The following is a 24,737-nucleotide window of genomic DNA, read 5'->3' as shown; positions in this document are numbered from 1 at the left end:
CAAGCGATCGCTTATCCATGCTTCTTTTGGCATGGCATGCCTGTCCGGTGAACATTTTGGCGTGAACGACGGGGCAATCAGAAGGCGGCGGCAGCCAGTCTCTGATGCAAGGCGCGCAGATCCACCACCCTGCGGCTGGCCAGCTGGCCCTCCCAGGCGATCGCGGTGTCGACGATCAGGTCGAGATCGTCATGGCGCGGCTGCCATTCCAGAAGCCTGCGGGCGAGCGTCGAATTGGCGACGACACTTGCCGCATCGCCCGGACGGCGCGGCCCGTAACGGACCTCGAAGGACTGGCCGCTGACGCGCTTGACCGCATTCAGCACTTCGAGCACCGAATAGCCGCGGCCATAGCCGCAATTGGCAATCAGCGGCTCGCCACCGCGGCGCAGATAGCTCAATGCCTTCAGGTGCGCCGCCACCAGATCCGTCACATGGATATAGTCGCGCACGCCGGTTCCATCCGGCGTCGGATAATCGGTGCCGTAGACATCGACACCCAGGCGCTCGCCCAGCGCCGCTTCGCAGGCGAGCTTGATCAGATGGGTCGCACCGACGGTCGAAAGGCCCGTGCGGCCGAGCGGATCAGCACCGGCGACATTGAAATAGCGCAGGGCGACGTAGCGGAAATCATGGGCGGCGGCGGCATCTCGCAGCATCAGTTCCGACATCAGCTTCGACTGGCCATAGGGGTTCTTCGGCAGCGTCGGAGCGCTTTCCAGAACCGGGCTATCGCCTTGCTGGTCGCCATAGACGGCGGCGGTGGAGGAAAACACGAAATGGCGGATGCCGGCATCAACGGCGGCGGCGGCAAGCAGCCGCGTCTTGCCGGTATTGTTCTCGTAATAGTCCAGCGGATTGGCGACCGACTGCGGCACGACGATCGAGCCGGCGAAATGCATGATGGCGTCGATATGGTTTTCGGCAAAGACCTGTGCCAGAAGCGCCTTGTCGCCGACGTCGCCGAGGTAAAAACGGGCGGCATCCGGCACGGCCCAGCGGAAGCCTGTCGACAGACGGTCGAGTACGACCACATTTTCCCCGGCATCCAGCAATGCCCAGGCCATGTGACTGCCGATATATCCCGCTCCGCCCGTAACCAGGACCGCCATTGCGAATTTCCCTGCCTTTGTTGCAGGCAGGAAAACATCGCGGAGCTTGATCACCGGTTACTTATGGAGGCGCCGGACAACTATATCGGGCGACATGACTAAGAGATACTTTCCAGTATCGTCCGATTTTTAGCGATACGGGTTCGGACCGGTATCAGAGTGCCGTTATATAGGCGGCCAGCCGTTCTGCGGCCTCTTCGACATGTTTCGGATTGCGCAGGAAGCAGGCGCGCAGGAAATTCTCGCCGCCCTTGCCGAAGGCCGATCCGGGCGCCAGCGCGACGCCGATCCGATCGACGATATCGAGCGCTGCCTTGCGACTGTCGGTAATGCCATCGACCTTGAGGAAGGCGTAAAGCGCACCTTCGGGCTTCAGCGTCTGGACACGGTTGGTGGCGATCAGCCTATCGCAGAGGATGTCGCGCGAGATGCGGGCACGCTCGATATTTTCCTCGACGAAGGCATCGCCCTCGTTCAGCGCCACGACTGCGCCGCGCTGCATGAACTGGGCCACGCCGGAATTGGAATATTGCACGAGGTTCTCGATCACCTGGCCAAGTTCCGGCGGTGCCACCAGCCAGCCGACGCGCCAGCCCGTCATCGACCAGTTCTTGGAGAAGGAATTGGCATAAATGATGCGATCATCCGCCTCGGAAACATCGAGGAAGGACGGTGCCCGCACCGCGCCGCCATAATAGTAGCGGGCATAGATCTCGTCGGCGATGATCCACAGGCCGTGTTTGCGCGAGAGCGCCAATATCGCAGCGAGATCCTCCTTCGTCGCCGTCCAGCCGGTCGGATTGGACGGCGTGTTGATGAACAGGCCCCTGGTCTTCGGGGTGATCATCGCTTCGAGCTTTTCAAGATCGAGCGCCCAGCTGCCGCCGGTGAATTCAAGCGGCAGGCCAGTGGCGACCGCACCGGAAATCTCGATCGCCGAGACGATGTTCGGCCAGGTGGGCGACAGGTAGATCATCTCGTCGCCCGGACCGCAGATCGCCTGCACCGCCATCATGATGGCGTGCATACCGGAGCCGGTGACATAAAAATACTCGATCGGCAGGTTCACCGAGAAATGGCGAGCGTAATAATCCGACAGGGCCTGGCGCAGTTCGGGAATGCCGCGCTGCCAGGTGTAGAAAGTCTCGCCGCCCAAAAGCGCGTCGGATGCGGCGCGATTGATGAAATCGGGGCTCGGCAGATCGCCTTCACCAGCCCAGAGCGGGATCAGATCATCACGACCGCCAAGGCGGGCATGGTTGATGATCTCCACGATACCGCTTTCGGGGGCGGCAAGAGCGCGGGGGCTGAGAGAGCTGAGCAGAGACATACGGATTTCCTGTTTTTCGTCTGTCTCTCATATCCCAGAAGACACAGGAAATCCCATGACAATCGGTGAGCCTGCAATTCATTGTTCTGATGAATTGCAGGCCACGGATCCGGTTTTAGCGGGTCTTGAGAAGATCCCTGATTTCCGAGAGGAGCTGGATATCGGCCGGCGGCGGAGCCGGCGTATCGTCGGCCGGCTTCTTCTTGTCTTCCATTGCTCTCAGCTTGTTCACGCCCTTGACCATGAGGAAGATGATGAAGGCGAGGATGAGGAAGTTGATGAGCACGGTGATGAAGCTGCCATAGGCGAAAACTGCACCCTGCTTGCGTGCCTCGGCCAGAGACGGCGCCGTGACGGCGCTCGACAGCGCCAGGAAGTAATTGGAGAAATCGAAACCGCCGCCGGTGACCGCACCAACGATCGGCATGACGATGTCGTTGACCAATGAATTGACGATACCGGTGAAGGCTCCGCCGATGATGATACCGACCGCGAGGTCGATGACGTTGCCCTTGGCAATGAATGAACGAAATTCGCTGATAACTGACATGACTTGACCCCTCTTTCGGTTGCCGTCGTGCTTAACATAGCGTTTCCTGAAATGCTGAAAAGATGCAAAAGATCAAACGCAGTAAGATGATACCCAATCATCAAACTCAACGATGCATTGAACTTTTTGCCGAGGCGGCGCCGATTTCCAAGCTTTGGCATTTCCCTTAATGTCATGTCCGAAGCCGCATTCTTTGCGGGGAGGAAACATGCTTGCAGGCTGGGCCGTTCTTGTCTCGGCATTCGCCTATATCCTGCTGCTTTTTGCGGTGGCGAGCTATGGCGACAGAAAAAGCCGCCGTTCCGGCGTGCCCAAGGGCGGACGCCCGCTCGTCTATGCGCTGAGCCTTGCCGTCTACTGCACCACCTGGACCTATTTCGGCGGGGTTGGCCTTGCCTCGCAGCGCGGGCTGGAATTTGCGGCGATCTATGTCGGGCCGATCCTCGCCTTCACGCTCGGGATGCCGGTCATCCGCCGTATCGTCGAACTTGCCAAGGCGGAAAAGCTAACCTCGATCGCCGATTTCATCGCCGCCCGCTACGGAAAGAATGCCACTGTGGCGGCAATCGTCGCCGTGCTCGCGCTGGTCGGCACCGTTCCCTATATCGCCCTGCAGCTGAAAGCTGTATCGAGTTCCGTCAGCGTGATGGTCAATCCGTCCGATTTCGGGCTTGGTGGCGGCAATCTGCATTTCGTCGATCTGGCGTTGATCGTCACCCTGCTGATGGCCTGCTTTGCCGTCATGTTCGGCACCCGCCATACGGATGCGACCGAGCATCAGGACGGGCTGATCCTGGCGGTTGCGATGGAATCGCTGGTCAAGCTCGTCGCCTTCGCGACTGTCGGCATCGCGGTCGTCTTCTTCGTCTTCGACGGCTGGTCGGATCTTGCCGCCAAGGCCTCGGCCAATCTTCTGGTGGAGACTGCGGCTGCCTATGAGACCCCGCTCAGCCGATGGGTGCTGGTGATTTTGCTTTCGGCCTTTGCGATCGTCATCCTGCCGCGGCAGTTCCATGTGACGGTGGTGGAAAACCGCACGCCGCGGGAGCGCCGCGCCGCGGGCTTCCTGCTGCCGGTCTATCTCATCGCCATCAATATCTTCGTCCTGCCGGTCGCAGCCGCCGGGTTGATCACCTTCGGCGGCAGCGGCGATCCCGATCTTTACGTGCTGACGCTGCCGCTGCAGGCCGGCTTGCCGCTGGTGACGCTGATGACCTTCATCGGCGGATTTTCGGCGGCGACTGCCATGGTGATCGTGGAATCCGTCGCGCTGTCGATCATGATCTCCAACGATATCGTCATCCCGCTGTTTTTGAGGCGCAAGCTGACCTCGACACCGGCCGGGCAGAAGGATTTCACCCGCACGCTTCTCAACATCCGGCGGGCCTCGATCTTTGCCGTGATGCTGCTTGGCTACGGCTATTACCGGATGGCCGACAGCCAGTCGGGACTGGCCTCGATCGGCCTGCTCGCCTTTGCGGCCATCGCCCAGATCGCCCCTGCCCTGCTCGGCGGCCTCGTCTGGCGCCGGGCGAATGCACGCGGTGCCATTCTGGGCCTGTCCTTCGGCTTTCTCTCCTGGGCCTATCTACTGTTCCTTCCAAGCCTCGGCGGACCGGACAATTCGAATGTCGCCGCCGTCGTGCTGAATTTCCTCATTCCCGGCACAGCGATCTTTTCCGGACCACAGATCGACCCCTTCGTGACGACGACGATCTTCAGCCTTTCGCTCAATACGCTCGCCTTCATCCTCGGCTCGCTGTCGCGCAATCCGCGCCCGGTCGAACGCCTGCAGGCCGGCATCTTCGTCAAGCGCCACCTTCGTGCCCAGTTTGCCACGCGCGGCTGGAAGACCCGGATCAGCGTCGGGGACCTGAAGACGGTGATCGCGCGCTATCTCGGCGAGGAGCGGATGCTCAGGTCCTTCGCCAATTACGAAAAGACCGCCGGGCGGCGTTTTCGCGACGACCAGCCTTCCGACATGGCGATGATCCATTTCTCCGAACAGCTGCTCGGCAGTGCCATCGGCTCGTCCTCGGCACGGCTCGTGCTGTCCCTGGTATTACAGAAGGTGGAGGACACCAATGCGGATACCGCCTGGCTGCTCGATCAGGCCAGCGAGGCGCTGCAATACAATCAGGACATGATGCAGACGGCGCTTTCCCAGATGGACCAGGGGATTGCCGTGTTCGACAGTTCCGACCGGCTGACCGTGTGGAACCGGCGCTTCCGGCAATTGCTCGACCTTCCCGAACAGGCCGGACAGGTGGGGTTCCTGCTCAAGGACGTGATCACCCTGCTTGTCGAGCGGGGCGACATTGCGGATGCTGAACGTGACGCGGTCATCGCCCGGTTCCGGACGCTCGGCACATCCTTTCCGCTGATGGTGCAGGGCGGTCGGCGGATCATCGAGGTGCGCACCAACCCGATGCCGGATGCCGGGCTGGTAGCGACCTTCACCGACATTTCCGAGCGGGTGGCAGCCGACCAGGCATTGAAACAGGCAAACGAGACGCTGGAACAACGGGTCGGCGAGCGCACGGCGGAACTGACGCGGGTGGCCCGCGAGCTCGGCGAGGCGCGCACGGCCGCGGACGACGCCAATCTCAGCAAAACGCGCTTTTTCGCTGCCGCCGGGCACGATATCCTGCAGCCGCTCAATGCCGCCCGGCTCTATTCCGCGGCACTTGTCGAGCGGCTGGGCGGGGCCGACAAGAATGCCGCTCTGGCCCGCAATATCGACAGTTCGCTGGAATCGGTGGAGACCATTCTCGGTGCCGTGCTGGACATATCAAGGCTCGATACCGGGGCGATGAAGCCGCGCTTCGGTCCGGTCGATCTGGACGATCTGCTAAAGCGGATCGAGACCGATTTTTCCCCGATGGCACGGGAGAAGAACCTCAAATTCGTCGTCATGCCGAGTTCGCTCAAGGTGATGTCGGACGGCAATCTTTTGCGCCGGCTGGTGCAGAATCTCGTTTCCAACGCGATCAAATACACGATCAGCGGCAAGGTGATCGTCGGGGCACGGCGGCGCGGCGACAAGGTGGTGATCGACGTGCTCGATTCGGGCATCGGCATCCCGCAATCGAAATTCCGCACCGTGTTCAAGGAATTCGCCCGGCTGGAAGACGGCGCCAGAACCGCAAGCGGTCTGGGGCTCGGGCTTTCGATCGTCGACCGGCTGTCGCGCATGCTGTCGCATCCGGTGCATCTCTCATCGACGCCGGGGCGCGGTACCGTGTTCCGCGTCGAGATCGCGCGCGATCTTGCCGGATCGCAGGCCGCCACGGCGAAGAGCCGGCGCGAGCGGCCGAAGCCCGCCAATCCGCTCGGCGGCCTTCGCATATTGTGCATCGACAACGAGCCGAAGATCCTCGAGGGCATGGCTTTGCTGATCACCGGCTGGGGCTGCACTGTCGGGCAGGCAACATCGGCAGACGATGTCGCGGCGATTACCGCAAGACGCGAACCGGCGCCGGACGTGGTGATTGCCGACTACCATCTCGACGACACGACCGGCATCGAGGCGATCCTGTCGCTCAGGGCGCATTACAATGCCGATATTCCGGCACTGATGATCACGGCGGATCGCACGCCGGAGGTTCGAGCCGAGGCCGAGCGGCACGGGATTGCCGTGCAGCACAAGCCGGTGAAGCCTGCCGCGATCCGCGCCTTCCTCACCCAGGCCGCAGGGCTTCGCAGGATCGCCGCCGAGTAGGTCCTGCCTTTTTCTCGACTCAACTCTCGTTCATGTGACAGTCATCACGGACTGTTTACGGTTGAAATGTCTGAACGTCGGGTAAAACCGATTCACGCTGGAACTCTCCAGCTTCCCGCGACGTTTAGGCGCGTGACTTCCCGGCCCGCAGAGGCCTTACGGACCGAGGGACCAGTGCCACCGGACCCCGCAAAGACGGAGACCGCGACCGATGAAGCGCTTTGAAATCATTGACGGGATGCGAGGGTATTTCCTCGTTTTCATGATCTTGAACCACATGGTCTTCGCCGGTGGGTATTTCCTCGTCAAGATCAATCACAACCAGCTTGCCTTCGTCGAAGACGCGCAGGGCTTCGTCTTTCTGTCCGGCCTGATGATCGGCATGGTCTATGCCCGCAAGATGATGAAGGCGGGCTATGCGGCCGGGCGCACCGCGATCTACACCCGTGCCTTCGAGCTCTATCGCTATGCGATGGGCATCATCATCGCCGTGATGGCGGCACAGATGGTGCTGCCGGGCGCCTATTCGATCTGGTTCAACTGGCTGGGCTACACGACCTTTGACGACCCACTGCGTCTCGCATCGATCGCGACCTTCCTCTACCAGCCGACCTTCATGGATATCCTGCCCCAGTACATCATCTACATGCTGTTCTCGCCGATGCTGATCAAGCTGGTGCTGGAGGACAAGTGGCACTATGTCGTGGCGGCCTCGCTGATGCTGTGGATGGCCGGTCAGCTCGGCCTGCAGCAGATCTTCACCATTCCGCTCAACGAGCTGATCAAGGGCGCCGACGACCAGGGGCTGCGCGTCTCGTTCAACCTGTTCGGCTGGCAGATCGTGTTCTTCTCGGGCCTTGTGCTCGGCGCGCTGACCTCGTCGGGCAAGATCGACTGGGGCCGCGTGCTGTCGCCAGACAACATGTTCATTCCGAAGGCGGCACTGGTGCTGGTCCTGTTCTTCCTGCCGCTGCGGCTGATCACGGCCAATGAAATGATGCCGGCGCATATGATCGCCAAGTTCGCCTCGATGGAAATCCGCGCCGATTTCGGTCCGGTCTATCTGTTGAACTTCGCCGCCGTCGGCCTGCTGATCACCTGGCTGATCGTTGCCGGCCCGAAGCACAAGGCCGCCTGGGTGCGCTCGGTCGCCTCGGCGCTGACCTGGGTGTTCACCCTGCGTTACCTGCGCCTGCTCGGCCGCCACTCGCTCTATGTCTATGTCTGGCATGTGGCGATCGTCTACTTCGTCTATTATTTCGACGGTCGCACGCCGGAGCTCAACGAGTGGACCAAGACGGCGATCGCGCTGACCTCGGTGGCGCTGCTCTGCATTCCAGCACTATGGCGCGAGCGAGACAAGCTGCTTGGCACCGCACCCGACGCGACACCGGCCAAGGGCCGCGACCAGAAACCTGCGACGGCCAATGCAGGCCCGCAGCAGATGATCATCCGCTGAGGCGGACATCCTATCACAGACATGAGAAAGGGCGGCTTTCAGGGCCGCCCTTTTTTGTTTGTCCGCAGGATCTGGAAAAGATCAGACGGTCTGGCTGAGCTTCGCCTTGTCTTCCTCATCCAGGCGACCGGAGAAGAAGTTGGCAAGCAGCGCGCCGGAAATGTTGTGCCAGACGGAGAAGATCGCGCTCGGCACCGCGGCGAGCGGCGAAAAATAGGCCGTGGCGAGAGCCGCACCGAGACCGGAATTCTGCATGCCCACCTCGATTGCGATCGCCTTGCGCTTGGCAAGCGACAGGCCGGATGCCTTGGCGGCGAAGAAGCCGAGCGTATAGCCGAGGCCGTTATGCAGCACGACGACGGCAAAGATCAGAAGGCCCGACTGGGCGATCGCGCCCTTCGAGGCGGCAACCACGGCCGAGACGATCAGCACGATGCCGATGACGCTGACGAGCGGCAGGACCGGAACCGCGGCCTTGACCACCGAAGGCACGAGCTTCTGCAGCGCGGCGCCGAGCGCCAAAGGCACGAGCACGACCTTGACGATCGACAGGAACATCGCCCAGCCATCGACCGGCAGGAACTGGCTGGCAAACATCCAGACGAGGAAAGGCGTCACGATGGGTGCGACCAGCGTGGTGACGGAGGTGCAGGCCACCGACAGGGCCACGTCGCCCTTGGACAGGTAGGTCATGACGTTGGACGAGGTGCCGCCCGGGCAGCAGCCGACGAGGATGACGCCCGCCGCCACTTCCGGCGACATGGGGATGATCTTAGTCAGAAGCACAGCCAGAAGCGGCATGATGATGAACTGGCCGAGCACGCCGATCGTGACGTCGAAGGGACGCTTGACGACTTCGCGGAAGTCATCGATCGACAGCGTCAGGCCCATGCCGAACATGATGATCGACAGAAGCGTGACGATCCATGGCGCCACCTGCTTGAACGTATCTGGAAAGAAGAAGCCGAGGACGGCAAACAGGATCACCCAGAGGGCGAAAGTCTTGCCGACGAAAGCGGAGAAGGATGCCAAGGATTTCAAGATCTCACTCCCGAACGAAATAATGTGTCGCGCGGTCTAATTATTAAGATTTCCTTGTCAAGGCCGGTTTGACCGATAACCGTTCGATTTCGTTCCTGATTGGCTTGAGGGCGCCTCGCAACCGGCGTTTGCACCCCATTTCGATTGTCGATCAGCCGCCCTGTGCCGCGCTGATGGAGGAGACGAAGCGGCGGGTGCGCTCTTCGACCGGGGCGCCGAAGATACGGTCGGCCGGGCCCTGCTCGACGATCTTGCCGGCTTCGAGAAAGACGGCGTGATCGGCGACGCGCGACGCGAGGCGCAGGTCGTGGGTGGCAATCACCATGGTCGTCCCCTCGCCCGCAAGCCTGCTCAAGACCTCGACGACTTCGGTCGCCAGTTCGGGATCGAGCGCGGATGTGGGCTCGTCGCAGAGCAGCACGCGCGGCGACATGGCAAGCGCGCGGGCGATCGCCACGCGCTGCTGCTGGCCACCCGAGAGCGTCGAGGGCCAGACATCGGCCTTATGCGCCATGCCGACCTTGGCAAGCAGGTCGCGGGCATGGCTTTCAGCCTTTTCCCGCGGCCATTTCAGCACCGTGACGAGGCCTTCCATGACATTTTCAAGTGCCGTGCGATGGGGGAAGAGCTGAAAATTCTGGAAGACCATGCCGGTCTGGCGGCGGATCTTCTGGATCGCGTCCCAGCCGATCTTCTTGCCCGGCGCGAAGTCTATCGACGCATCGCCGAGGCGGATCGTTCCCGACGTCGGGATTTCCAGAAGGTTGATGCAGCGCAGAAGCGTGCTCTTGCCGCCGCCCGAGGGGCCGACAAGTGCTGTGACGCTGCCTTCGGCCACCTTGAGACTGACATCGTCGATGACCTGAAGGTCGCCGAAATTCTTCCGGATATAGGAGAGTTCGATCATCGGTTGGCCTCCAGCATGCCGCCATATCTCGAAAAGCGTTTTTCCAGGCGATCCTGCAGCGCTGACAGGACGGAACTGAGAACCAGATAGAGAAGCGCCGCCTCGATATAGAGGATCAGCGGCTCATAGGTGGTGGCGACGATGCGCTGGGCCGCCTGGAAAAGCTCCGGCACGGTGATGGCGGCGGCAAGCGAGGTATCCTTGACCAGCGAGATGAAAGTGTTGGACAGAGGCGGCACGGCGACGCGGGCCGCCTGCGGCAGCACAGTGCGCGCCATGGTCTGGCGCCAGTTCATGCCGATGGAATAAGCGGCTTCCCACTGGCCCTTCGGCACCGAGGCGATGACGGCCCGGATGATTTCCGAGGAATAGGCGCCGATATTGAGGGTGAAGCCGATCAGCGCCGCCGGGAAGGCATCGAGCAGGATGCCGACGCTCGGCAGGCCGTAGAAGATGACGAAAAGCTGGACGAGCAGCGGCGTGCCACGAATGACCCAGACGTAAAACCGGGCGACAAGCACCAGCGGCTTCGGCCCGAACAGGCGGGTGACGGCGGTGGCAAGGCCGAGCGCCAGACCGAGGACAAAGGACAGAAGCGTCAGCGGCACGGTGAATTTGACGCCAGCCCATAAGAGGGTCGGCAGGGAATCCAGCATCAATTGAAGCCAATGCGGCACGGGCGAAGTCCTTTTACTCTGAAACAATACGGGTAACGAACGCGAAAACGCCCGACCGGGGCCGGACGTTCTGGCTCAATCCCTGGTCGATCCTAGCACGCATCCATGATGCGGGGGTCGGACCGATCCATTTACCTGGAGACGTCTTGTTACTTGGAGACGTCCTGGCCGAAATAGGTGTCGGAGATCTTCTTGTAGGTGCCGTCGGCCTTGATATCGGCCAGCGCCTTGTTGACCGCGGCCACCAGATCGTCATCGCCCTTGGGCAGAAGGATGCCGGAATAGCTCGCTTCCGGCTGTTCGGCGACGATCTTGACCGGCGCATCGGGCTTCTGCTTCTTGAAATCGAGGAAGGAGAGGCTGTCGTTCAGCGTGGCATCGGCGCGGCGCGTCAGAACCAGCTGGATCGACTGGTCGAAACCATCGGTGCCGACGAGCTCGGCGCCGGCGGCTTCGGCCATCTTGCCGTAGTTGCTGGTCAGCGACTGGGCTGCCTTCTTGCCCTTCAGGTCGTCAAAACCCTTGATGGCGTCATTGTCGGAGCGGACGATCAGCACCGCCTTGGAGGCGATATAGGGATCGGAAAAGGCATATTTCTGCTTGCGGGCATCGGTGATGCCGACCTCGTTGATGACCGTGTCATAGCGATCGGCATCGAGGCCGGCAATCAGCCCGTCCCACTTGCCTTCGATGAATTCAGGCTTGACGCCGAGCTTTGCCGCCACCGCCTCGCCGATCTCGACATCGAAGCCGACGAGCTTGTTTGAGGCATCATGGAAGGTGAAAGGCGCATAGGTGCCTTCGGTGCCGATGCGGATGACGCCCGCCTTCTTGATCTGGTCGAGCTTTTCGCCGGCAAAGCTGGGCGCGGCGAACGCGGCCTGAACGAGCAGGGCTGCGGCAACGGCCTTGAGGGAGGTTTTGAAGAAGGTCATTCCGGTATTCTCCAATGCATGAGTTGGCATGGTGATCGCAGAAAATAGGCGGCTTGGGAGGAAAGAAAACTGGCGTCGAAAGCGGCAAATGCGAATATTTTTTGCGTGGCGGCGGGAAAGAGGGTGATGGGGCCGATTTGTCGCGGGGGATCAGGTGGGCTAAGGTCTTGGACAGAGCGTACGCGATAGTACGATATGAGTGGTCGGCGACCCCTTATTTTGTTCGCCTACGTTTGCGAGGCTTTCTTCCGGACTTCGGCCAATTCTCCCACCAAGCGACCGGGAAAGAAGCTTTGTGATGGCTAAACAGCCGTGTGGAAAATGGCGTAAGTTGGAATCGGGTACCGAATTCATAAGGTGATAAAATTTTTGTTTTTAGGTTTGCGACTACTGGGTGTTTGCGGCGTGAATTAAGATTTCGAATGAGCTTAAAATCCATAGTGAGAAAGCAATACGTGTTATTTTTCTCAGCGAAGGCTATGTGGTAGCAGTCCTGACTGCTTTTCTCTCCCAATGCATCAACTAAACCAAGAAATATGGGATCTACGTTTTGCGATATCGACATCCTGCTTTTCCGTTGGTCGACCAACGACGGAAACCCCATTGATGATGGCCCCATCATCATAAAGTAATTGCGATCTTTAACCGTTTCTATTTCAACTCCCGAAAACAAACTATAATCGTATATTTCATACCCTTGATAACGCCCGGAAGGTTGCGTCCATGTTTCATCGCGCAACTCACTAGACGAATAGAGCTTGACTATCTTTTTGCGCGCTAGTGCAGTTATCGCTGGCAAGAATCTTACTGACTTCGCCACATCAGATTGGTCATCATCATGATACACTGGGATTCTCGCAGCGTACCCTGTGTCAATCTCTGTATCGCCCCACATTTTTTACCGGTGTTTATCCATCCGGTTTCTTGAACAATGCCATATCCGATAACAGAGTTGTCGATCATTATGCGAGTTGCACCTTCTTTCTCAATTTTCCTGGCGCTCGGGAAAATCGAAAGGCGGATTAGGAAATCCACAAATTCGGGGAAGTATCGATACCGCCAATGCTCTTTCCTCACTTCCCACAAATATAGAAGCCGTCTGATCATCAATTTCTCGCAGCGAAACTTCGTACATACATTATAGGACCGAACACCGTAGGACATCATCCCTACTTTTGGCCGTATCTCAAATCCTCTGAGCTCATCGTCCACCTCCTCATATTGCGTCCCCACGCCTCCGGTGCCATTACCAAGCCCATGCAAAATCCCGCGATCAGACTGAAAGCCGCCGGGCTGAAATTCCAATCGGTTGGGCCGATCGACCTTGAGGTTGCGGCGGGGCGGTGTCTGGCGGTCAGCGGGCCTTCGGGGGCGGGCAAGAGCCTGACCTTGAAGATGATTGCCGATCTGGTGCCGCATGAGGGCGACTGCCTTGTCGACGGGGTTTCGGCCATGTCGATCTCCGGCCCCGCATGGCGGCGGCAGGTGCGGTATGTTTCTTCCGAACCCGGCTGGTGGGCGCCGACGGTTGGCGGCCATTTTGCCGATGCCGCCGCACAGGGCGATAACCTGCAGCGGCTTTTTCTCGATCCGTCGCTGCTCGACGCGGCACCCGACCGGCTTTCCACCGGCGAGCGGCAGCGCATGGCTTTCCTGCGCGCCATTGAGGACCGGCCGAAGGTGCTTCTGCTCGACGAGCCGACCTCGGCACTCGACCCGGTATCAGCGAAAGCCCTGGAGGCGCTGGTGAAGGAGCGGATGGCGCAGGGTTGCGTCGTGGTTTTGACCTCGCATGATCCCGAACAGGTGGAACGGCTGGCAGACAGCGTGATGACGCTTGCGAGGCCCACATGAACGGTCTCGTCTTCGGCCCTTTCGAGCTTTCGCTTGCCGCCGCACTGGTGCTCGTCAATGCCGCGCTTTCGGCGGCCTTCAGCCTCGGCATCCATCGCTCGATCCTGATTGCGGCACTGCGCATGGTGGTGCAGCTGCTGCTCGTCGGCTTCGTGCTCGGCTTCATCTTCACCAATGCCGATCACCGGCTGAGCCTCGTCGTGCTGGTTGCCATGCTTCTCGCCGCAACCTTCGAGGTGGGGTCGCGGCAGAAGAGCAAGCTTGCCGGCTTCTGGCATTACGGGCTTTCGGGGATTGCGGTCGGCGGCGGCACGATGCTGGTCGCGGCATTTGCGCTCCTGACCGTCGCCCACAGCGAGGACTGGACGGCGCCGCGCATCGTCATCCCGATCTTCGGCATCATTCTAGGCTCGGCGATGAGCGCCAGCAGCGTTGCACTCAACAATTTCTTTGAGGCGGTGTCGTCGCAGCGGGCGGCAATCGAGGCGCAGCTGGCACTCGGAAAAACCCGCCGCCAGGCGATGACGGCGCTGATGCAGCGGGCCGTCTATGCCGGCACGCTGCCCGTCTTGAACCAGATGGCGGGCGCCGGCGTGATCACCCTTCCCGGCATCATGAGCGGCCAGATATTGGCCGGCGCGAACCCGATCGTCGCGGCGCAGTCGCAGATCTTTCTGATGCTGCTTCTCTGCGCCGCCTCGACAGCCAGCGTCGTCATCGCCGTCTGGCTTGCGGCCAAAAGCCTGAGCGACGAGCGCGACAGGCTGAGGCTGGACCGGTTTCGGGTGAAATAAAGCCTTTGCGATCCGGTCAAGACACTTCATGTGAATTGAAGAGTCTTTCCAGCCCAATGACTTGGGCTGGCTGGATTCCTGTGACAAGCGCAGGAATGAGGAGAGAGGCCCTACGCCGCCTTGCCGATCTCCCCATAAGGATCGAAGCGGCCATAGAATGTCTCGCCCTTCGCCGCCATGTCCTTCAACAGCGGGGTCGGGGCGAAGTGGGTGCCGTAGGTGGCTGCGAGCTTTTCGGCCAGCGCGACGAAGGTCTTCACGCCCATGCCATCGATATAGCTGAGCGTGCCGCCGGTATAGGGAGCGAAGCCGAAGCCCAGGATGGAGCCGACATCGGCTTCCCGAGGGTCGGTGACGATGCCCTCTTCCACCGTTCGGGCCGCCTCCAGCGCGATCGTGACGAGGAAGCGCTGTTTCAGCACCTCGACGTCGATTTCGGAGGCCGGTTTCTGCGGGTAGAGGTCCTTCAGGCCGGGCCAGAGCGACTTCTTGGCCGGCTTTGGCGGGTAGTCGTAAAAGCCCTGGCCGTTCTTGCGGCCGCGGCGGTCGAACTCGTTGATCATTTTGTCGATCAGCGCCATGTGGCCGGGCTTGACGGAGGCTTCTCCCAGATCGGCGATCGAGGCCTTCATGATCTTCTGGGAAAGATCGACGGCAACCTCGTCGTTTAGCGACAGCGGGCCGACCGGCATGCCGGCCATCTTGGCGGCATTTTCGATCATCGCGGCCGGCACGCCCTCAGTGAGCATGTCATAGGCCTCGTTGATATAGCGGAAGACGCAGCGGTTGACGAAGAAGCCACGGGTGTCGTTGACGACGATCGGGGTTTTCCTGATTTTCGCGACGAAATCCAGTGCGACGGCCAACGCCCTGTCGCCGGTCTTCTTGCCGAGAATGACTTCAGTCAGCATCATCTTTTCCACCGGCGAGAAGAAATGCACGCCGATGAACTGGTCCGGACGCTTCGAGTTCTCGGCGAGGCCGGTAATCGGCAGGGTCGAGGTGTTGGAGGCGAAGATGGTCGCCTCCGGAATGACGGCCTCGATCTTCTCGATGACGGCCTTTTTCACCGCGCGGTCCTCGAACACGGCTTCGATGACGAGGTCGGCATCGGACAGCACCGTGTAATCGGGCGTCGGGGTGACGAGGGAGAGCAGCTTTTCGCCCTCTTCCCTGGTCATGCGGCCCTTGGAAATGCTGTCGGCCACCAGTTTTTCCGAAACCGCCTTGCCCTTGTCTGCGGCTTCCTGGGTCTGGTCGATGAGGACGACCGGGATGCCGGCTGCTGCCGTGACATAGGCGATCGAGGCGCCCATGAAGCCGGCGCCGACGACGCCGACCTTGTTGAACTCGCTCTTCGGCACACCTGCCGGGCGGCGGGCGCCCTTGCCCAGTTCCTGCATCGAGATGAACAGCGAGCGGATCATCGAGAAGGCTTCGGTCGTCTGCATGATCTCGGTGAAATAGCGCTGCTCGACTTTCAGTGCGGTATCGAAGGGAAGCTGCAGACCTTCATAGACGCATTTCAGGATCGCCAGCGCGGCGGGATAATTGCCGGCGGTTTCGCGGCGCAGGATAGCCGGCGCTGCCGGGAAAAGTTGTGCGGCAGCGGGTGTCCAGACACCGCCACCGGGGACCTTGAAGCCCTTTTCATCCCATGGTGCGACCGGTTTCAAGCCATCCCGGATCATCTGCCTTGCCGCCGTGACGAGTTGATCGGGTTCGACCACCTGATGCACCAAGCCCATTGCCTTGGCGCGCTGCGGGGTGAGCGACTGGCCGGTCGTCATCATCTGCAGGGCCGACTGGGCGTCGGTCAGGCGCGCGACGCGCTGGGTGCCGCCGGCGCCGGGGAAGATGCCGATCTTGACTTCCGGCAGCGCCAGCTTGACCGACTTGGCATTGGAGACGACACGGCCATGGCAGGCGAGCGACAGTTCCAGTGCGCCGCCCATGCAGGTGCCGTTGATGGCCGAGACCCAGGGCTTGCCGCAGGTCTCGATGGCACGGTAGAGCCCGGTCATGCGGCCTACGACATCGAAGAGTTTTTGCGCGGCATTGGCCGGATCCCTGGCACGCTCATCCTGAAGCAGCGCGAACATGGCGCGGATCATGGAGAGATCGGCACCGCCGGAGAAGGTGGATTTGCCGGAGGTGAAGACGACGCCCTTGACGGCTGAATCCTCCACCGTCCGCTTCAGGATCGCCTCGAGTTCATCCATCACCTCGAGGGTGAAGACGTTCATCGATTTGTCCGGCATGTCCCAGGTGACGAGCGCGATGCCATCCGCGTCGGTTTCGACGGAAAAATTTTTGTAGGTGGTCATGATGGGATTTCCTCTTCCCTGAAATCTCAATGTACAGGCGTTGACGCCAGAATGCCGCTTCCTCAACCCTCATTCCTGTGCTTGTCACAGGAATCCAGCAGCGTCGCGTCTGCGACGCGATAGACCTTTTTTCAGCCCAAGGACTTGGGCTGGCTGGATCCCTGTGACAAGCACAGGGATGAGGGAGGAAACGTCCCCCCCTCAAACCCGTTCGATCACGGTTGCCGTGCCCATGCCGGCGCCGATGCACAGCGTGACGAGCGCGGTGTTCAGATCGCGGCGTTCGAGTTCATCCAGGACGGTGCCCAGGATCATCGCGCCGGTGGCGCCGAGCGGGTGGCCCATGGCGATGGCGCCGCCGTTGACGTTGATGATGTCGTGGGAAATATCGAAGGCCTGCATGTAGCGGAGAACCACGGCGGCGAAGGCTTCGTTCAGCTCGAAGAGGTCGATGTCGGAAATCTTCATCCCCGTGCGGGCGAGCAGCTTTTCCGTCACATCGACCGGGCCGGTCAGCATCAAGGCCGGGTCGGAGCCGATATTGGCGAAAGCCTTGATACGCGCACGGGGCTTGATGCCCATCGTTTCGCCGCCTGCCTTCGAGCCGATCAGAACTGCTGCGGCACCATCGACGATGCCCGACGAATTGCCGGCATGGTGGACATAGTTGATCTTTTCGATTTCCGGATGGGCCTGGATGGCGACGGCTTCGAATCCACCCATTTCGCCCGGCATCTGGAAGGAGGCGTTGAGCGAGGCCAGCGCCTGCATGTCGGTCGTCGGACGCATATGCTCGTCGCGATCGAGGATGACGAGGCCGTTCTGGTCCTTCACCGGAATGACGGAATTCCTGAAATAGCCGGCATCCCAGGCTTTTCCGGCGCGCTTCTGGCTCTCGACCGCATAGGCATCGACGTCATCGCGGGAGAAGCCGTATTTGGTGGCGATCAGATCGGCCGAAACGCCCTGCGGCATGAAATAGGCTGGGAAATTGACGGAAGGATCCATGTACCAGGCGCCGCCGGACATGCCCATGCCGACGCGCGACATCGATTCGATGCCGCCGGCGATGACGATGTCGTCGGAACCGGCCGCGATCTTGCCGGCGCCGAAATTGATGGCGTCGAGGCCCGAGGCGCAGAAACGGGAGATCTGCATGCCGGGAGCCTTGGTCGAATAGCCGGCCTCGAAGGCAGCGGCCTTGGGGATGACGGCGCCACTGTCCATCACCGGATCGACGCAGCCCATGATGATGTCGTCGACGGTCGACGTGTCGAGGTTGTTGCGGTCACGGATCGCTTCCAGCGTCTTGGCAGCAAGGCGAACGGACGGGACCTCGTGCAGGCTACCATCCTTCTTGCCGCGGCCGCGCGGGGTGCGCACATGGTCGTAAATGAAGACTTCAGTCATGGTGTCGTCTCTCTCCCTAGGCGGCAAGCCGCCTTGCCTTATCATCAACACGGGAGAGAAGACCCCTCCCAACCCTCCCCACAAGGGGGAGGGCTTAACCCCGCTGCACCGCCAATGCCGGATCGAAGCCGGGCGGTTTCCTCGTGTCTTCTCCCCCCTTGTGGGGGAGATGGCCGGCAGGCCAGAGGGGGTATCTCAAATCAAAACGCCCCGGCCGCCAATTCCATCACGCTGTCGGCGCCGGCTTCGATACGCACCTTGCGCAATGCCGTTTCCGGCATGACCTTCTCCATGAAGAACTTGGCCGTCACCAGTTTGTTGTTCAGATAATCCTCGCGGGCATCGCCGCTGCCAAGCCTCTCCTGCGCGGTCTTCGCCATCTTCGCCCACATGTAGCCCAAGGTCACGAGGCCGAAGAGGTGCATGTAGTCGGTGGAGCCGGCACCGGCATTGTCGGGCTTGGCCATGGCGTTCTGCATGAACCACATGGTGGCGGCCTGCAGGTCGTTGAGGCCTTTCTTCAAAGCCTTGGTGAAGGGCGCCATCGCCTCGTCGGACCGGTTTTCCTCGCAGAAATCGCCGATTTCCTTGAACATGGTCATCACAGCGCGACCGCCGTTCAGCGCCAGTTTACGGCCGACGAGATCGAGCGCCTGGATGCCGTTCGCCCCTTCATAGATCATGGTGATGCGGGCATCGCGGACATACTGGCTCATGCCGTGTTCCTCGATATAACCGTGGCCACCGAAAACCTGCTGGGCCATGACGGCGTGGTCGAAACCCTTGTCGGTCAGCACGCCTTTGAGGATCGGCGTGGCGAGGCCCAGAAGATCGTCGGCATTCTGGCGCTCCTTCTCGTCCTGCGAACGATGGGCGATGTCGGATTTCAGCGCCGTCCACAGCAGGAAGGCGCGGCCGGCCTCGTTGAAGGCCCTGATGGTCATCAGCGTGCGACGGATATCCGGATGGACGATGATCGGGTCGGCCTTGGCGCCAGGATTCTTGACGCCCGAGAGAGAGCGGCCCTGAATGCGCTCGTTGGCATAGGCCACGGCATTCTGGTAGGCGGTCTCGGCAATCGACAGGCCCTGCAGGCCGACGCCCAAACGGGCCTCGTTCATCATCACGAACATGGCGGCCAAGCCCTTGTTTTCCGCGCCGATGAGATAGCCCGTGGCCTCATCGTAGTTCATCACACAGGTGGCATTGCCGTGAATGCCCATCTTCTCCTCGATCGCTCCGCAGGTAACGGTGTTGCGGGCGCCGGGCGAACCATCCTCGCCGACGATGAATTTCGGCACGATGAACAGCGATATGCCCTTGGTGCCTTCCGGGGCGCCTTCGATGCGGGCGAGAACCAGATGGATGATGTTGTCGGTCATGCCGTGTTCGCCGGCGGAGATGAAGATTTTCTGGCCGGAAATTTTGTAAGACCCATCGGCCTGGGGCACGGCCTTGGTGCGGAGCAGGCCGAGATCGGTGCCGCAATGGGGTTCGGTCAGGTTCATGGTGCCGGACCATGTGCCTTCGACCATTTTCGGCAGATAGGTGGTCTTCTGCTCATCCGAACCATGAACGAGGATGGCCGCAATCGCGCCTTGGGTGAGGCCCGGATACATCATCAGCGACATATTGGCGGACGACATGTATTCGCCGACGGCCGCATGCAGCGTGTAGGGAAGCCCCTGCCCGCCGAATTCTTCCGGCACGGCGAGACCGATCCAGCCGCCCTGGCAATATTGATCGTAAGCCTGCTTGAAGCCCTTCGGCACCGAGACGGTACCATCGTCATGACGGGTGCAGCCTTCCCGGTCGCCGGAAAGGTTGAGCGGAAACAGGGTGGCTTCGGCCAGACGTCCGGCTTCGCCGACAATCGCTTCGATCATATCCGGCGAGGCATCGGCAAAACCCGGCAGGTTGCCATAGCGCTCGAGGCCCAGAACATCGTTCAGGATGAAAAGCGTATCGGCGGTGGGCGCCTTGTAGACTGGCATCGATGAACATCCTCCCTGTCATCACCGCTCGCAGGCGCCACTCCCCGGCACTTGCGAACTCTTGTATTGGTCATTTAATTGACGTGCGCGTAAACGTCAATCACTGACGGTCATCAATTCCGCGGCAAGATGCCGGGATATAGGGCCGTCGCGGAGGAAAGCAGCCGGCGGCGCGCATATTAGATTGTTATGAAATGGTTAAAGCGCCACACATTCTTAACGGCTTATTTACCATGTTTTTGCACATAGTGGGCGATATGGCGGCGCAAAGCATTTACGCGAAAAGGCTTCACGCCGTCACCATGGCAAGCCTTGCGTAAGGTTCACCTAATATTCGAATTTACTTATGGAGGAATGCCTCCGGGGGATGTTCGGAGTGAACCGGCAGGATCAACGTCGAAGCGAGCGAGCACATGAACGGATCACGATCGGCCCCCCCTCGTCATGGAGACCGAGACCGCTCGTCCCTGGATGCACTGAACCGCACCATCGAGGGGCTTGAAGCACGTATCCAGGGCCTGATGGCCGGCGCCGGCCGGCCGGCGGTGGCGGCGCGCGGCGTCGATGACGAGCGCCTGCGAGCGCCGCAGCACACGCCGGTGCAACAGCCGGCACCGCCGCGCCAGATCCCGAAACGAGAGCCGCTTCCGCGCGATCCGCTTGCCGAGATCCGCGAACGCCAGCGCATGCTGGAGCAGGCGAGCCAGCGCCCGCCGCGCAGCGAAGCGGCACCCGCAGCCGACAATTCCCGATATGCCGAGCCCCGCTACGCCGAGACGCGAAGCGAGGTCCGCGTGGCGACGCCGACGCGCCGGGAAGACCTCAGGCAGCCGGCTGTTGCCACCCGCGTGGCCGAGGCCAACCAGCGCCGCACGGACCTGCGCGAATTCACCGATGCGCTGACCAATCTCAGGCAGGAGCTGAAGCGCGACATTTCCGACGGGCTTACCCGCGAGATGCAGGCGCTTCGAGACGAAGTGCGCTCGATCAAGGCGGATGCGCAGGATCAGCGCTTTGCAGAGAACGTGCATGCCGATCTCGCCCGGTTGGCCGAAAGCATCGACCATCTGACCATGATGCAAGCGACGCCGGATGCAGCCAAGCTGCAAGCCGATTTCGAAGACCTGCGCACGGTCATGGACGGGCTTGCCCGCGAAGATTCGCTCCGGCAGATGCAGAGCCAGTGGGTGGGTCTGGAAGAACGCATCCAGGAAACCGACACGGTTGCCGCCATGCGCGAGGAACTGGTGACGCTGGCCTACCGGATCGACGACATCCGCAACCAGCTCGGCCTGATGGCCGACAGCCCGGTCATCCGCGCGCTGGAGCAGAAGCTGCTTTCCGTTGCCGGGATGATGGAACAGCTCGGTTCGCGGATGAAGCCTTCCGACGCGGCATTCAACGAGCATTTCGGCCAGCTCGACCAGCGTCTCGACGAAATCAGCCGGGCGATCGCCGCCAATGCGCGTTCATCCTCCAGCGCGCAGGACGAACTCGCCATGCAGCGGCTGGAAGGCGGACTTTCGGCGCTGATGGAGCATGTCGAAACGATCGGCCGCTTCACCGCCGACCGCAGCGCCACCGACGGGCTATCGCACCGGATCGAGCTGCTTACCGGCAGGATCGAGGATCTGGCCGAGGAACAGGCCACGGCCAAGCTGGAAGAGCGGATCGAGCAGCTTTCCGCGCTCGTTCTCGAACTGCAACCTTCCGGCCAGCAGGACGAGTTTGCCGGATATCTTTCCGACCTTTCCCGCAAGATCGACGCGCTGGACAGCAATTTCACCGCCGAAGGCCTCGGCGGTCGGCTGGACTTTCTTGCCCAGCGCATCGAAGAGATGGAACAGCAGCCGCGGGTGCAGGATCCCGCCGACGAGGCGGCCTTCGTGCGCATCGAGGACAGGCTGAGGGACATTGCGGCGCGGCTCGACGAAGCAGCCAGCACGCCGCGTGGCGACGATGACGCCCTGCGCGGGCTGGAAGCCCAGATCGCCCACCTCTCGACGCTGATTTCAGAACCCAGCAGCCCTGCGCCGGCCGTCTGGCCGCCGGAATTCGACAATCGCATGGCCGCGATCGAAGGCTATATGGCGACCAGCGACGAATATATCGTCGAGGCGGCACGCCAGGCCGCCGAGGCGGTCGTCGAGGCCTATTCGCGCAATCTGAGCGCCGGCAGCAACGTTTCCGGTACCGACATGGCGGCGCTGGCGGCCCTGGCCGAAGACCTCAAGCATCTGGAAGACCTGACGCGCGGTTCCGAAAGCCGCACGCACCAGACATTCGAAGCGCTGCACGGCACGCTGGTGCAGATCGCCGAACGGCTGGACCAGCTGGAAGGCCAGTTCGCCACGGCGGCGGCAGCGCCCTATCGCAGCGAAGAGCCGGTGCGCCAGCCGATGTTTGCAACGGCTGCGACACACCGCGACGTCCCGGCCATGCAGGAACCGATGGCGCGTGAGGCGGCTCCGGCGGCCATGCCGGCGCTTTCCGCACATGTGGCAGCGGAACTTGCCAGCATCGACATGCCGCGCACGGAAAACCGCCTGCGCGAGACGAGCGCGATCGGCTCGACCATGGGCGATCATATCCCGGCCATGCTGCAGCCTGCCGAAGAAGACGAGGATTTTGACGCCGACGAAAAGCCGGCAAGCAAGAGCCTGATCGTCAATCTGGCGCGACGCCTGAAGCCCCGCTCGAAGAAGAAGGAAGCGACCGTCGCGCGGACCTATGTGGAGCCGACGCCTTCGATCGATCCTTCGGCCGAACCTGATGACGTACTTTCGCCGGAAATCGAGAACGAGTTGCTGGAGCCGGGCTCGGGCGCTCCCGACGTCAAGAAGATCCTCGAAAGGGTCAGGGCAAGCCAGGCTGCCGGCGATTTCAGTGGTGACAGGACCGGTGACCGGGCCGACTATATTGCTGCCGCACGCCGGGCCGCCAAGGCCGCGGCGCAGGAAGCCGACCCGTCGCAGATGGGATCGATGCCGAAGGGCAAGCTCAAGGCCGGCAAGGCAAAGCCCGCCAAGGCCGCCGATATCCGGGATACCAAGGACGGCAGCAGCGTTTCGGCATTTTCGCGCCATCGCCGGCCGATCCTGATGGCCGTCGGCGCCGTTCTCTTGGTGTTGATGGCGATGCCGCTGATCAAGAACGTCACGGGCGGCCACAGCGCCCCGGCCCCGACCGCCGCAGTCGAACGGCCCGTTGCGCCGAGCGCTCCCATGGCCGCCGACACTTCGGCAAGCCCGGCCGTTCCCGCTACGCCGCAGGCCGTCACGCCGCCACCGGCTGCTGCACCGGTCACGCCGGATGCCGCCAACAGCCCGCCGGCCCTGCCCGCTGCTCCGTCCAATGGTGCGATCACCAGCGAACCGCTTGGCCAGGTTGCCCAGGACGGCGATACGGGCGCGGTGGCCGAAGCCCCGGCGCCGGCCGGAAACGCGGCCGCTCCCACCGTTTCGGCTGAACCGGCCCAGGCCCAGCCGGCGACCGATATCGCCGTTCCGGCCGGCATCGAACCCAAATCGCTTGCCGATGCAGCAGCATCGGGTGACGCCAATGCGCTCTACGAAATCGGCTCCCGCTACAGCGAGGGACGCGGTGTGACCGCCGACCCGGCTGAAGCGGCCAAATGGTACAAGCTTGCCGCCGATCGCGGCCTGCCGCCGGCCGAATACCGGATGGGCAACGTTCTGGAAAAGGGAACCGGCGTCGAGCGCAACCTGCCCGAGGCGGTCAGCTATTACCAGAAGGCTGCCGAGGCGGGGAATGCAAGCTCGATGCACAATCTCGCCGTGCTCTATGCTTCGGGTGCCGTCGGGCAGCCTGACTATGCCAAGGCCGTCGACTGGTTCCGCAAGGCAGCCGAACTCGGCGTTGCCGACAGCCAGTTCAACCTCGCCATTCTCTATGCCCGCGGCAACGGGATAAAGCAGGATCTCGAGGAGAGCTACAAGTGGTTCGGCGTTGCCGCCAAGGGCGGCGATACGGATGCCGCTGCCAAGCGCGACGAGGTGGCCAAGGCGATGCGCAAGGAACAGCTGGACAGCGCCAAGGCCAAGCTCGACGCCTGGACTGCCAAGCCGCTCGATTCGCGTGCCAACATCGTCAACCTTCCCGACGAATGGGCCAACGGCAAGAAGCTGACGACCTCGTCGATCGACATGACGAAAGCCATCCGCAACATCCAGGCGATCCTCAACAAGAACGGTTTCGATGCGGGCGTGCCGGACGGCAAGATGGGCGCCAAGACGATCTCCGCGATCAAGGCCTTCCAGAGCAAGATCGGCCAGGAACCGACCGGCAAGGTGGATGATGCCATGGTGCGCGAACTTCTGGCCCGCAACGGCTGACGACAATCAGAGCTCCAGTCGCTGAACCGGATGCCTTTCCCATGGCTGTGTCCCGGTTCAGCTTTTTTCTTTCCGGCGGCCTTTCATTCGCAGGGGCTGCCGAGGACCTCTAATCACGACTAAATCGACCGGGTTTACGGTGACGAGGCATATTCGCCACGCTGCGAAGAAAACGGTCAAATCAAGGGCTTGCGGTCCGTTTTAGCGCGCTACTGCGGTTTGACTTCGAAGGCGGTGCGGGAGCATGAGGAAACATCTTCATGCCTTGTTC

At 61.5% G+C, this 24,737-nt stretch carries 16 protein-coding genes; 5 read left to right on the top strand and 11 right to left on the bottom strand.

The genetic code is table 11. The features are described from left to right. Positions 1-77: 77 nt before the first annotated feature. From galE to mscL, 3 genes are all read right to left on the bottom strand, one after another. Positions 78-1,112, bottom strand: a complete 1,035-nt coding sequence (gene galE / locus NCHU2750_RS00785) for a UDP-glucose 4-epimerase GalE (RefSeq protein WP_119938707.1) — start codon at positions 1,110-1,112, stop codon at positions 78-80. Positions 1,113-1,266: 154 nt separating this feature from the next. Next, a complete protein-coding gene (locus NCHU2750_RS00780; RefSeq protein WP_119938706.1) occupies positions 1,267-2,442 on the bottom strand; it encodes a pyridoxal phosphate-dependent aminotransferase in 1,176 nt (391 codons plus the stop codon). Between the two features lie 115 nt (positions 2,443-2,557). Then, the gene (gene mscL, locus NCHU2750_RS00775) at positions 2,558-2,992 is read right to left on the bottom strand and encodes a large conductance mechanosensitive channel protein MscL (RefSeq protein WP_119938705.1); all 435 of its coding nucleotides are present in this window, start codon (positions 2,990-2,992) and stop codon (positions 2,558-2,560) included. A gap of 208 nt (positions 2,993-3,200) precedes the next feature. On the opposite strand from mscL, the gene NCHU2750_RS00770 reads away from it, so the two are divergent. Together NCHU2750_RS00770 and NCHU2750_RS00765 are read left to right on the top strand one after the other, a co-directional pair. After that, positions 3,201-6,713 (top strand): hybrid sensor histidine kinase/response regulator, encoded by a 3,513-nt coding sequence (locus NCHU2750_RS00770; RefSeq protein WP_119938704.1) that lies wholly within the window; start codon positions 3,201-3,203, stop codon positions 6,711-6,713. A 211-nt stretch (positions 6,714-6,924) separates the two neighbouring features. Then, positions 6,925-8,172 (top strand): OpgC family protein, encoded by a 1,248-nt coding sequence (locus NCHU2750_RS00765; RefSeq protein WP_119938703.1) that lies wholly within the window; start codon positions 6,925-6,927, stop codon positions 8,170-8,172. 81 nt (positions 8,173-8,253) lie between these two features. On the opposite strand, the gene NCHU2750_RS00760 is transcribed toward NCHU2750_RS00765, so the two are convergent. The 5 genes from NCHU2750_RS00760 to NCHU2750_RS30275 all read right to left on the bottom strand — a co-directional run bounded on the left by NCHU2750_RS00760 (position 8,254) and on the right by NCHU2750_RS30275 (position 12,579). Continuing rightward, complete coding sequence (locus NCHU2750_RS00760; RefSeq protein WP_119938702.1) at positions 8,254-9,213, bottom strand: bile acid:sodium symporter family protein; 960 nt, start codon at positions 9,211-9,213, stop codon at positions 8,254-8,256. 151 nt (positions 9,214-9,364) lie between these two features. After that, positions 9,365-10,120, bottom strand: coding sequence for an amino acid ABC transporter ATP-binding protein (locus tag NCHU2750_RS00755; RefSeq protein WP_119938701.1), 756 nt, complete (start codon positions 10,118-10,120; stop codon positions 9,365-9,367). Continuing rightward, complete coding sequence (locus tag NCHU2750_RS00750) at positions 10,117-10,797, bottom strand: amino acid ABC transporter permease (protein WP_119938700.1); 681 nt, start codon at positions 10,795-10,797, stop codon at positions 10,117-10,119. The genes NCHU2750_RS00755 and NCHU2750_RS00750 overlap by 4 nt, the downstream gene beginning before the upstream one ends. Before the next feature lie 149 nt (positions 10,798-10,946). Then, entirely contained in the window at positions 10,947-11,732 is a 786-nt protein-coding gene (locus tag NCHU2750_RS00745; RefSeq protein WP_119938699.1) for an amino acid ABC transporter substrate-binding protein, read from the bottom strand. Between the two features lie 214 nt (positions 11,733-11,946). Further along, the gene (locus tag NCHU2750_RS30275) at positions 11,947-12,579 is read right to left on the bottom strand and encodes a hypothetical protein (RefSeq protein WP_162939436.1); all 633 of its coding nucleotides are present in this window, start codon (positions 12,577-12,579) and stop codon (positions 11,947-11,949) included. A gap of 410 nt (positions 12,580-12,989) precedes the next feature. Between NCHU2750_RS30275 and NCHU2750_RS00735 the strand changes: the two genes are divergently transcribed. After that, a complete protein-coding gene (locus tag NCHU2750_RS00735; RefSeq protein WP_119938697.1) occupies positions 12,990-13,586 on the top strand; it encodes an ABC transporter ATP-binding protein in 597 nt (198 codons plus the stop codon). Next, entirely contained in the window at positions 13,583-14,380 is a 798-nt protein-coding gene (locus tag NCHU2750_RS00730; protein WP_119938696.1) for an ABC transporter permease, read from the top strand. Before NCHU2750_RS00735 ends, NCHU2750_RS00730 begins: the two co-directional genes overlap by 4 nt. A gap of 110 nt (positions 14,381-14,490) precedes the next feature. On the opposite strand, the gene NCHU2750_RS00725 is transcribed toward NCHU2750_RS00730, so the two are convergent. The 3 genes from NCHU2750_RS00725 to NCHU2750_RS00715 all read right to left on the bottom strand — a co-directional run bounded on the left by NCHU2750_RS00725 (position 14,491) and on the right by NCHU2750_RS00715 (position 20,111). Beyond that, positions 14,491-16,707 (bottom strand): 3-hydroxyacyl-CoA dehydrogenase NAD-binding domain-containing protein, encoded by a 2,217-nt coding sequence (locus tag NCHU2750_RS00725; protein WP_119938695.1) that lies wholly within the window; start codon positions 16,705-16,707, stop codon positions 14,491-14,493. Positions 16,708-16,908: 201 nt separating this feature from the next. Then, positions 16,909-18,117 carry an acetyl-CoA C-acetyltransferase gene (locus NCHU2750_RS00720; RefSeq protein ID WP_119938694.1) on the bottom strand — a complete coding sequence of 403 codons (1,209 nt, stop codon included), beginning with the start codon at positions 18,115-18,117 and terminating at the stop codon, positions 16,909-16,911. A 200-nt stretch (positions 18,118-18,317) separates the two neighbouring features. Further along, on the bottom strand, positions 18,318-20,111 hold the full coding sequence (locus NCHU2750_RS00715) for an acyl-CoA dehydrogenase C-terminal domain-containing protein (RefSeq protein WP_119938693.1): 1,794 nt from the start codon (positions 20,109-20,111) through the stop codon (positions 18,318-18,320). Between the two features lie 413 nt (positions 20,112-20,524). Between NCHU2750_RS00715 and NCHU2750_RS00710 the strand changes: the two genes are divergently transcribed. After that, a complete protein-coding gene (locus NCHU2750_RS00710; protein WP_119938692.1) occupies positions 20,525-24,466 on the top strand; it encodes a peptidoglycan-binding protein in 3,942 nt (1,313 codons plus the stop codon). Positions 24,467-24,737: the final 271 nt, after the last annotated feature.

Origin of the sequence: Neorhizobium sp. NCHU2750 (assembly GCF_003597675.1) — a bacterium.
In the GTDB taxonomy this organism is placed as follows: Bacteria; Pseudomonadota; Alphaproteobacteria; order Rhizobiales; family Rhizobiaceae; genus Neorhizobium.
This window is presented reverse-complemented; position numbering and strand designations above follow the sequence as displayed.